The organism is Serratia nevei (assembly GCF_024160145.1).
Taxonomy (GTDB): domain Bacteria; phylum Pseudomonadota; class Gammaproteobacteria; order Enterobacterales; family Enterobacteriaceae; genus Serratia; species Serratia nevei_A.
The window spans coordinates 137,842-147,626 of record NZ_JAMYWQ010000009.1; the positions used below are offsets into that span (position 1 = coordinate 137,842).

General features: G+C 60.3%; 10 protein-coding genes. 7 read left to right on the forward strand and 3 right to left on the reverse strand.

The annotated features are described in order from the left end of the window. Nucleotides 1-45 precede the first annotated feature (45 nt). Nucleotides 46-255: a transcription antiterminator/RNA stability regulator CspE gene (gene cspE / locus M6G53_RS09340; protein ID WP_004940030.1), complete on the reverse strand. Its 210-nt coding sequence runs from the start codon at nucleotides 253-255 to the stop codon at nucleotides 46-48. 346 nt (nucleotides 256-601) lie between these two features. Here cspE and M6G53_RS09345 point away from each other — a divergent pair, with 346 nt between their 5' ends. From M6G53_RS09345 to M6G53_RS09370, 6 genes are all read left to right on the forward strand, one after another. Further along, entirely contained in the window at nucleotides 602-1,765 is a 1,164-nt protein-coding gene (locus tag M6G53_RS09345) for a M20 peptidase aminoacylase family protein (protein ID WP_033637419.1), read from the forward strand. Between the two features lie 189 nt (nucleotides 1,766-1,954). Further along, the gene (locus M6G53_RS09350; RefSeq protein ID WP_253330730.1) at nucleotides 1,955-3,280 is read left to right on the forward strand and encodes an LLM class flavin-dependent oxidoreductase; all 1,326 of its coding nucleotides are present in this window, start codon (nucleotides 1,955-1,957) and stop codon (nucleotides 3,278-3,280) included. 26 nt (nucleotides 3,281-3,306) lie between these two features. After that, complete coding sequence (locus tag M6G53_RS09355; protein WP_253330716.1) at nucleotides 3,307-4,227, forward strand: ABC transporter substrate-binding protein; 921 nt, start codon at nucleotides 3,307-3,309, stop codon at nucleotides 4,225-4,227. Nucleotides 4,228-4,236: 9 nt separating this feature from the next. Further along, nucleotides 4,237-4,764, forward strand: coding sequence for a GNAT family N-acetyltransferase (locus M6G53_RS09360; RefSeq protein ID WP_253330718.1), 528 nt, complete (start codon nucleotides 4,237-4,239; stop codon nucleotides 4,762-4,764). A 30-nt stretch (nucleotides 4,765-4,794) separates the two neighbouring features. Then, nucleotides 4,795-5,682: an amino acid ABC transporter permease gene (locus tag M6G53_RS09365; protein ID WP_004940038.1), complete on the forward strand. Its 888-nt coding sequence runs from the start codon at nucleotides 4,795-4,797 to the stop codon at nucleotides 5,680-5,682. A gap of 9 nt (nucleotides 5,683-5,691) precedes the next feature. After that, nucleotides 5,692-6,519, forward strand: a complete 828-nt coding sequence (locus M6G53_RS09370; protein ID WP_015376924.1) for an amino acid ABC transporter ATP-binding protein — start codon at nucleotides 5,692-5,694, stop codon at nucleotides 6,517-6,519. Between the two features lie 36 nt (nucleotides 6,520-6,555). Here M6G53_RS09370 and M6G53_RS09375 read toward each other — a convergent pair whose 3' ends face one another. Beyond that, a complete protein-coding gene (locus tag M6G53_RS09375) occupies nucleotides 6,556-7,065 on the reverse strand; it encodes a VOC family protein (RefSeq protein ID WP_253330720.1) in 510 nt (169 codons plus the stop codon). Nucleotides 7,066-7,231: 166 nt separating this feature from the next. Here M6G53_RS09375 and M6G53_RS09380 point away from each other — a divergent pair, with 166 nt between their 5' ends. Next, on the forward strand, nucleotides 7,232-7,711 hold the full coding sequence (locus M6G53_RS09380) for a cold-shock protein (protein WP_015376922.1): 480 nt from the start codon (nucleotides 7,232-7,234) through the stop codon (nucleotides 7,709-7,711). A gap of 24 nt (nucleotides 7,712-7,735) precedes the next feature. On the opposite strand, the gene M6G53_RS09385 is transcribed toward M6G53_RS09380, so the two are convergent. After that, on the reverse strand, nucleotides 7,736-9,184 hold the full coding sequence (locus tag M6G53_RS09385; protein WP_253330722.1) for a sensor domain-containing diguanylate cyclase: 1,449 nt from the start codon (nucleotides 9,182-9,184) through the stop codon (nucleotides 7,736-7,738). Nucleotides 9,185-9,785: the final 601 nt, after the last annotated feature.

Here is a 9,785-nt window from a genome sequence, read left to right on the forward strand (position 1 = left end):
AAAACCCGCTCAATGAGCGGGTTTTAAGAAATTCAGCTACGCAGCTTAGATAGCAGTAACGTTAGCGGCAGATGGGCCTTTGGCACCGTTCGTGATTTCAAATTCTACACGCTGGCCTTCAGCGAGCGTTTTGAAACCGTTGCTAACGATGGCAGAGAAGTGAACGAAAACGTCCTTGCTACCATCTTCCGGAGTAATGAAACCGAAGCCTTTGGATTCATTAAACCACTTAACGCTACCTTTAATCTTAGACATCAAACTTACCTTTAACGTGAATGAAAGACACAAAACCTGTGTCGATTACAGTACAGCAAGCAGGCAGGATTTTGTCCACCACCGCGATCACAGAAATCCGATAAAGAGTGAAAAAATCCGTGTTGCCCGGTGTAAATGGATTGCACCGGTTGCGATAAGTTACCGTTCCAGGCCAATCCTCTCCCTGCACCAGCGAACAACGCGCGAACGCCCAAACCACCCTATCCCCCCCGCCGTTGACACCCTCATGCAGACGCAATCGCTATGAAATATAACCAGATGGTCTTTTTGCTTAGGCAGCCCCTGCACTAGGGTTAGGGTTTATTTCCCACTGTGAGCCAAGCCTATGACCAGCCAGTTGGCAGACAAAATCATCGCCTATCGGCGTGAGCTGCACCAAAACCCGGAGCTTTCCAATCACGAATTCGCCACCACCGCCCGGCTGACCCGCTGGCTGCAAGAGGCGGGTATTCGCCTGCTGCCGTTGGCACTGAAAACCGGCGTCGTGGCGGAGATCGGCAGCGGCAAGGGACCCATCATCGCGCTGCGCGGCGACATCGACGCCCTGCCGATCGACGAAATCGCCGACGTGCCCTTCAGCTCGCAAAACCGCGGCGTGATGCACGCCTGCGGCCACGACTTTCATACCTCGGTGATGCTCGGCGCCGCGCACCTGCTCAAAGCGCGCGAGGCCGACCTGCCGGGCACGGTGCGCATCTTCTTCCAGCCGGCGGAAGAGACCTTCAACGGCGCCCGGCACCTGATCGACGCCGGCGCGCTGGATAACGTCGCCGCGGTATTCGGCCTGCATAACGCGCCGGAACTGCCCACCGGCACCTTCGCCACCCGCGCCGGGCCGTTCTATGCCAACGTCGATCGCTTCCAGATCCTCATCACCGGCAAGGGCGCGCACGCCGCCAAACCGGAACAGGGCGTCGACACCATCGTCACCGCCAGCCAGATCGTCGGTGCGCTGCAGACGCTGCCCAGCCGCAGCTTCAGCTCGCTGGAATCGCTGGTGGTGAGCGTAACGCGCATCGAAGGCGGCAATACCTGGAACGTGCTGCCGCAAACCGTGGAGCTGGAAGGCACGGTGCGTACCCACAGCGACGCGGTGCGCCGCCAGGTGCCGGACAAGATTCGCCAGGTGATCGACGGCGTAGCCGCCGCGCTGGGCGCGCAGGCCGAATTGCGCTGGCAGCCGGGGCCACCGGCGGTGATCAATGACCCGCATTGGGCGGCGTTCAGCAAAACCGTTGCCGCCGAGGCAGGCTACCGGGTCGAAGAGGCGGAGCTGCAGATGGGGGGGGAAGATTTCGCACTTTATCTGCACCATGTGCCGGGCGTATTTGTCAGCATCGGCTCCGCCAGCGAGTTCGGCCTGCATCATCCGCGTTTCAATCCCGATGAGCGCGCCCTGTTTCCCGCTGCGCAATATTTCACGCTGCTGGCGGAACGCACGCTGCAACAATTAACCACCGCGCCGGAAAAAGCCCTCAGCAACGCCTGAATAGCGGAACATCTTATTTCCCCGACGCCGCACATGCCGCGTCGGGGCTTATTATTTTTACCCGCTGTGATATTTGCAGTTTTCAACATTTGAATATGCTGTTTTGTTGTTTTACATCCCGCCGCCGCTCATCAATAGTGGGCTCATCAGACACCGCGCGCATCGAAGGCGCATGACAGGATAATCATGATGAGCGACAACGTGAATAATCAACGGCAATTGCGCCTGGGCGCCATTCTGCATGGCGCATCGGGAAATATGTCCGCCTGGCGCCACCCGGACGCCACCGCCGACGCCAGCATTAACCTCGAATTTAATATCGCCTCGGCGAAAAAAGCCGAGCAGGGGAAATTCGATTTCGTCTTCGTCGCCGATGGCTTATATATCAACGAAAAATCCATTCCGCATTTTCTTAATCGTTTCGAACCGCTCACCCTGCTGGCCGCACTGTCCGCCGCCACCGACAAAATCGGCCTGGTGGGCACCCTCTCCACCTCCTACAGCGATCCGTTCACCGTCGCCCGCCAGTTCGCCAGCCTCGATCACCTGAGCAACGGCCGCGCCGGCTGGAACGTGGTAACGTCGCCGCTGGAGGGCTCGGCCAAAAACTTCTCGCGCAAAGAACACCCGGAACACAGCCTGCGTTACCGCATCGCCGGCGAATTTCTCGACGTCGCCAAAGGGCTGTGGGATTCCTGGGAAGACGACGCCTTCGTGCGTAATAAGGCCAGCGGCGAATTCTTCCGCCCCGGCAAACTGCACACCCTCAATCACCAGGGCGAGTTCTTCTCGGTACAGGGGCCGCTGAACATCGGCCGCACGCCGCAGGGGCGCCCGATCCTGTTCCAGGCCGGCGCCTCTGAAGACGGCAAACGGCTGGCGGCCCAACACGCCGATGCGATCTTCACCCATCACGACACGCTGGAACAGGCGCAGGATTTCTATCAGGACGTGAAGCGGCAGCTGGTGGAACAGGGGCGTGCGCCGGACGATCTGCGCATCTTCCAGGGCGTCAGCGTGATCGTCGGCGACGACGATGCGGACGTCGAGCGTCAGTATCAGGAGACCGCCCGCCTGGTCAGCATCGAGAACGCCCTCAACTACCTCGGCCGCTACTTCGAGCATTACGACTTCTCTCGCCATCCGCTGGACGCCCCCTTCCCGGACATCGGCGATCTGGGGCAAAACAGCTTCCGCAGCACCACCGACGCCATCAAGCGCAGCGCCCGCGAGCGCCACCTCACGCTGCGCCAGGTGGCGCTGGAAGCCGCCTCGCCGCGCCCGGTGTTCAGCGGCACGCCGGAAGCGGTGGCGGACGGCCTGCAACGCTGGTTCGAGGGCGAAGCCGCCGACGGTTTCATCATCAGCGGCGGTACGCCCAACGCCTTCGGCCACTTCGTCGATCGGGTGGTGCCCGTCCTGCAACAACGCGGCCTGTTCCGCCAGGCGTACCACGGCGCCACGCTGCGCGAGCACCTGGGCCTGAAGCACCCGTTGAACAGATTCACCCAATAATAAGATCGCTTTCAGGGATACCCGCTATGCAGAAAACCGTTACCGCCGCCCTCGTGGCGGCCTTGCTGAGCCTGACTGGCGCCGCACAGGCGGGCACCGGCATCGATTTGCAGGCCAATGAAACCCCGATCCACGCGCCGAAAAACCCGCAGGCGATCGCCAAACTGCCGGCCGATTTCCACTTCGTGAAGCCGGGCCAATTCACCGTCGCGATCGCCGCGCTCAACACGCCGCCGCTGGCGCTGTTCGCCGCCGACAACCGGCGGCTGATCGGCAGCGAAGTGGATATCGCGCAACTGGTGGCCGACAGCCTGGGCCTAACGCTTAACGTGGTGCAAACCTCGTGGGAGGACTGGCCGCTGGGGGTAGTCTCCGGCAAGTATGACGCGGCCATCACCAACGTCACCGTCACCAAAGAGCGCAAAACCCGCTTCGACTTCGCCACCTACCGCATCGACTCGCTCGGCTTTTACGTCAAAACCGGCGGCAAGATCGCGACGATCAAACAGCCTGCCGATATCGCCGGATTAAAGATCATCGTCGGCTCCGGCACCAATCAGGAAGCGATCCTGCTGGCGTGGGACAAGCAGAACCGGCAGCAGGGGCTCAAACCCTTCCAGCCGGTCTACGTGACCGACGATGCGGCCGCCACGCTGGCGATCCAGTCCGGCCGGGCCGACGCCTACTTCGGGCCGAACGTGCTGGGCGCCTATAAAGCGGCGCTGAACGGCCGCACCCGGCTGGCGGGCACGGTGGAAGGCGGTTGGCCGAAGGCGGCGCACATCGCCGTCACCACCCGTAAAGGCAACGGCCTGGTGCAGGCGGTGAACGAAGCGCTGAACGGCGCGATCCGCGGCGGGCAGTACGATCGGGTGCTCAACCGCTGGGGCGAGAGCGTCGAGCGCCTTGCGCAGTCGGAAATCAACCCGCCCGGCCTGGGCGATTAGGAGCGCGCAATGACGCAAGACACCTTCATTCAGACGCTGCCGACCGACCCGCTGATCGCCCCGGTAATCGAGGGGTTGTTCGGCGAATATCGTCAGCGTTACGGCGACTATTTTGGTGACCAGGAACCGGAACCGCTGGATCTGTACGCGCCGCCGCAAGGGGCCTTCATCGTGCTGCTGCGCGCCGGTGCGCCGATCGCCATGGGCGCCTTTAAACGCTATGACGCACAAACCGCCGAGCTGAAGCGCATCTGGACGCGGGGCGATCTGCGTCGCCAGGGCCTGGCGCAGCGGGTGTTGCAGCAGCTCGAAACGCGGGCGCTGGCACAGGGGTATCGCCGGCTCTATCTGACCACCGGCTTTCGCCAGCCCGAAGCGGTGGGCCTGTATCTGAGCAACGGGTATCAGCCGCAGTTCGATCCCACCATCGACAGCGAGGTATACAGCCGGCCGCCCTACGATGGCCGCCTGCCGTTCCGCAAAAGCCTGATTGCAGAGGACGCGTGTTGTTGCGCGTCGGAAAGGAAAATCGCCTAAGGCCCCTTTATCTGTATCAGGAGACATGACATGTCCAAACAAGAAGTCTTGAAAGTGGTGCCCGCCCGCTATCCGCTGCGGCTGATCGGCGCGCTGTTTTCGCTGTTTATTCTGGCCGCCATCGTGCAATCGGTGGCGGGCAACGCGCGCTGGGAATGGGGCGTGTTCGCCGAGTGGTTCTTCGCGCCGGCGGTGCTGGCGGGGCTGGGGCAAACCCTGCTGCTGACGCTGCTCGGCACGCTGTTCAGCATCCTGTTCGGCACCCTGCTGGCGCTGGCGCGACTGTCGCGCTCTTACCTGTTGGCGTCGCTGGCCTGGGGTTATATCTGGCTGTTTCGCTCGCTGCCGCTGATTCTGGTGCTGATCATCCTGTACAACTTTTCCTACCTGTACGACGCCATCTCGCTGGGCATTCCCTTCACCTCCGTGGTGTTCGCCAGCTATCCGACCATCGACATTCTCGGCCAGTTCGCCGTGGCGGTGCTGGGCCTGACGCTGGTACAGTCCGCCTACACCGCCGAGATCATCCGCGGCGGCATCCTGGGGGTGGATTACGGCCAGCACGAAGCGGCGGCGGCGCTGGGCCTGCCGGGCTATCGCCGCACCTTCCGCATCATTCTGCCGCAGGCGCTGCGCTCCATTATTCCGACCGGCTTCAACGAGATCATCAGCCTGGCGAAAGGCACCTCGATCGTTTACGTGCTGGCGCTGCCGGAGCTGTTTTACACCATTCAGGTTATCTATAACCGCACCCAGCAGGTGATACCACTGCTGATGGTCGCCACCGTCTGGTATCTGTTCATCACCACCGCGCTGTCGGTGATCCAATACTACATCGAGCGCTATTTCGCCCGAGGTGCGGTGCGCGAACTGCCGCCGACGCCCTGGCAGAAACTGGCCGGCTGGCTAAAACGTTAGGAGACCCGCATGTCTGAAGCCATTGATTATTACGCCTTGCCCGAACAGCCGGCGCGCAATCTCACCCCGGTGCCGGCGCGCGGCCTGATCGAAATCAGCAACGTCAGCAAGTTCTTCGGCAAACACAAGGCGCTGGACGACGTCAGCCTGACGCTGCAGCCGGGTACCGTAACCGTGATCCTCGGCCCTTCCGGCTCCGGCAAATCGACGCTGCTGCGGGCGATCAACCATCTGGAACGCGTGGACGAAGGCTTTATCCGCATCGACGGCGACTACGTCGGCTATCGCCGCAAGGGCAACCGGCTGTATGAGCTGAAGGAAAAGGCCATCCTTCGGCAACGCATCAACGTCGGCTACGTGTTCCAGAATTTCAACCTGTTCCCGCACCTGACGGTGTTGGAAAACATCATCGAAGCGCCGGTGGTGCACAAGATCCACTCCCGCGAACGGGCGAAAGCGGTAGCCTATGAGCTGCTTGATACCGTCGGGCTGCGCCACAAGGCGGACGCCTACCCACGCCATCTCTCCGGCGGCCAACAGCAACGCATCGCCATCGCGCGTGCGCTGGCGCTGAACCCGAAGGTGATCCTGTTCGATGAACCGACCTCCGCGCTCGATCCCGAGCTGGTCGGCGAAGTGCTGGACGTGATAAAGGGATTGGCGGATCTGGGCGTCACGCTGGTGGTGGTCACGCATGAAATCGGCTTTGCGCGCGAAGCGGCGGATCGGGTGGTGTTTATGGTCGACGGGCAGATCGTCGAGCAGGGCGACGCCAGGCAAGTGCTGGCTCAGCCGCAGCATCCGCGCACCGTCAACTTTCTCAACAAAGTGCTGTGATCGTCGGGGCGCCGCGGCGCCCCGCACCGGGGCCGCTTACCGGCCGGCGAAACGCCGCTTCTCGGCGGCGAAATCCAGCGGGCGGATCCCCTGCTGGTTTTTGTCCTCTTCGGTCAGCAGCGCCGGCGGAATAAACCAGGTCACTTCGAACAGCAGCCCGTCCGGATCGTGGCCATAAATGCTTTTGTGCACGCCGTGATCCTCTTCCAGCCCGAGAATACCGCGCTCGGCCAGTTGGTGACGAATGCGCTCCAGCTCCTCCAGGCTGTCCACTTCCCAGGCCAGATGGTACAGCCCGGCCGGAGGCTCATGCTCCGCCGGCGGCTCGTTGTTGGCGCGAAACACGCCGGCGCGCTGCTGGCCCAGGTTCTTGCTGAACAGCGCCAAATCGTGATCGTTGTCCGAATCGGCGGCCTGGGTAAACACCGCCCGATCGGGGCTGTCGGACGGCTTGAGCTTGAACCCCAACACCTGATGATAAAAGTCGGTACTCTGCCGCACGTCGCTGACATACAGCACGGCGTGATTGAGACGTTTGATGCCCATCGATATTCCTTTTTCGCATTGAATGAAGTCAGCCTGAACATAGCATGTGGGGGCAAAGCCGCTAAATGCCGTTATCGCATGACTAAATGCCGCCCGCGCAATCTGTCGCTGCAAGGCATTCCGCGCTATCATAAGCGCTGTAGAGAACCCTTTTGTGAGAATAGCGATGAACGGCAAGATAACGACTTTTTTTGAAGACAAAGGCTTCGGCTTTATTACCGACGAGAACGGAGAAAATCGTTATTTTCACGTGATTAAAGTGCAGAACCCGGAGCTGATTAAGAAAAATGCGGCGGTGACCTTCGAGCCGACCAACAACACCAAAGGCCCGTCGGCTTATGCAGTCAAAGTGTTGGCGCCCAGCAAATACATCATCATCGCCAACGAAAGAATCAAGATCGCCAGCATCAAGTCTTTCAACACCTTCACCAAGGAAGTGCCGGTCAAAGCCGACGTGGATAAAGAGAACACCGTGCTGTCGGTCGGCCTGCTGATGAACCGCATTCGCCCGCAGTCCGAAGACCAGGCGCAGGCCATGCAAACGCTGCGCATGCTGACCATCACCACCTTCCAGAACACCACCCATACCTTCTCCGAGCACGAGATCGATATGGATGAGACCATCAAGGCGCTAAAAAGCCTGTAAGCGCCGGTTGCCCAGCGTCGAGCCCTAACGAAACAGGATATGCTCGACGCTGTTGCCGTTCACCACGTTGAACGACTCCACCCGATTTCGCCCCTGCGACTTGGCGCGATACAGCGCGATATCCGCCATATTCATCAGCTGCTCCAGCGATTTCACCTCGTTCATCGCCAGGCTGGCGACGCCGACGCTGATGGTGATTTTCAACGCCTGCTTACCTTCCCCCTGCAGCTCCGTCTGCTCCACCAGCCGACGCAGATGTTCCCCCAGCGCCACGCCCTGCGCCGCCAGCGCGCGTGGCAGCATGATGGCGAATTCTTCCCCGCCCAAACGGCCGAACAGCTGGTCGTGCCGCAGCTCGCGCCGCACGATGTGCGCGAACGACGCCAAAACCTGATCGCCGGCGCTGTGGCCGTGCGTATCGTTGATCTGTTTGAAATGGTCGATATCGATCAGCAGTAACGACACCGCCTCTTTAGAGCGGTGCTTGTGCTCCAGCAGCTCGCCCGCCTTGCGCGTCATCGCGCTGCGCGCCAGCACCCCGGTCAGGAAATCGTGGTTGGCGCTGTGCTCCAGACGCCGCATCAGCTTGCGGTTGGCGGCGATGGAACTGGCGAGGATCAGCGGGCCCATCACCAGCATGGCGATGCCCAGCCGGGCGGACATCAGCGTATCGAGGAAGGCGTTATGGTTGTTCGGCGTTTCATACATCATCAGATTGGCGGAGATGCTGCTGATCTCGGTCATGCCGGTCAGCAGCGTCAGCAACGTCACGGGGAACAGCTGGTAGCGCACCGCGCACCACAGCAACGCCGGGATCGGGAAGGCGATAGCGCCCGGCCCGCCGATATAGACGCTGAACCCCAGCGACAACAGCAGCGCCAGCAGCGGCAGGCAGCCTGTCAAACGCCAACGCACCTGCATGCGCAGCAGCTGCTTCAGCCGCGGTGCCGCCATCAGCACCGGCAACAGCAGCAAGGTCGTCGAGAACTGCTCGCTGAACCAGGCCAGCCAGGCGACCACCACCGTGTTGTTGTACAGGCTGTCGTTGCGCAGCACCGACAGCGTCGACGCCACCGCCGCCCCGGCCAGACTGGCGCTGAACATATAGAGTATCGCCTGGGGTTTGCCCATACGCCGCTGAGATTGGGGCAGCAGCAGCATAACGCCGTAACCGACGGCGATCAGCGACATATTGCAGGCATTCAGCCACAGTGCCAGCGACCAGCCCTCACCGGTGCTGAGATCGGCGGCGACCATGCCCAGATAGGTGGTAAGCCAGCCCAGGGGGGTGGCATAAGCGGGTTTACGCAGCAGCAGGCCGAGCAGAATCGCATTCACCGGCCAGAATAAAGAAAGCGAACCAATCGGCCGGCTAAGAATACCGACCAGGGAAAGTAAAAAGGCCAGCATGAAAAGGTTGATCAGCTGAACCGTAAGCGGCAGGCCGTGCCTGGCGTTTATTCTGGCGTTCATCGCCGCGCCCATATATTGATAATAACCAGAATAATAATGTGCATACTCTCTCGCCCGGCCAGTGAGGGACAAACAACCCGGATTTCAACCAAAAAAGCCAGACAAATCAACAATAAAAAACATTAACATTTAATTAACAGAATTTTCTTAGCCCAATGCGGCCGCAGCGGGATCCCTCGCTAACCGCCGGGAAATAATGCCTGCTCTGCTGTCAGCATAGCGCATCGCGTAATAGGCCGCCGACGGCGTTAATTACATTAATAAATTTATGGTTATTGGTCATTGCATGATGTTTGAATAACAACGCGATTATTTTCCTGCAACTGGGCCGCCCGTGCAATAACAACCCAAAAAAAGCCCGCGTGAAGCGGACTTGCTTGAACAGCCGTTATTCATCATCTGCCAGTGCAGCCGCGTACTATAGCGATAAAAACTTAAGCCGACCTTAGCAACAAAAAACCCGGCCTAGGAACCTAATGCCGTTCACTTAAGCCTCACGTGACTTATAGCTGAATGGATATTTAGGCGGAACATAAAGCACCGAACGATCATATCTTCGGTGCTTTCTTTTTTCCGGCAGAATGAAGGCCTTTACGTTTTC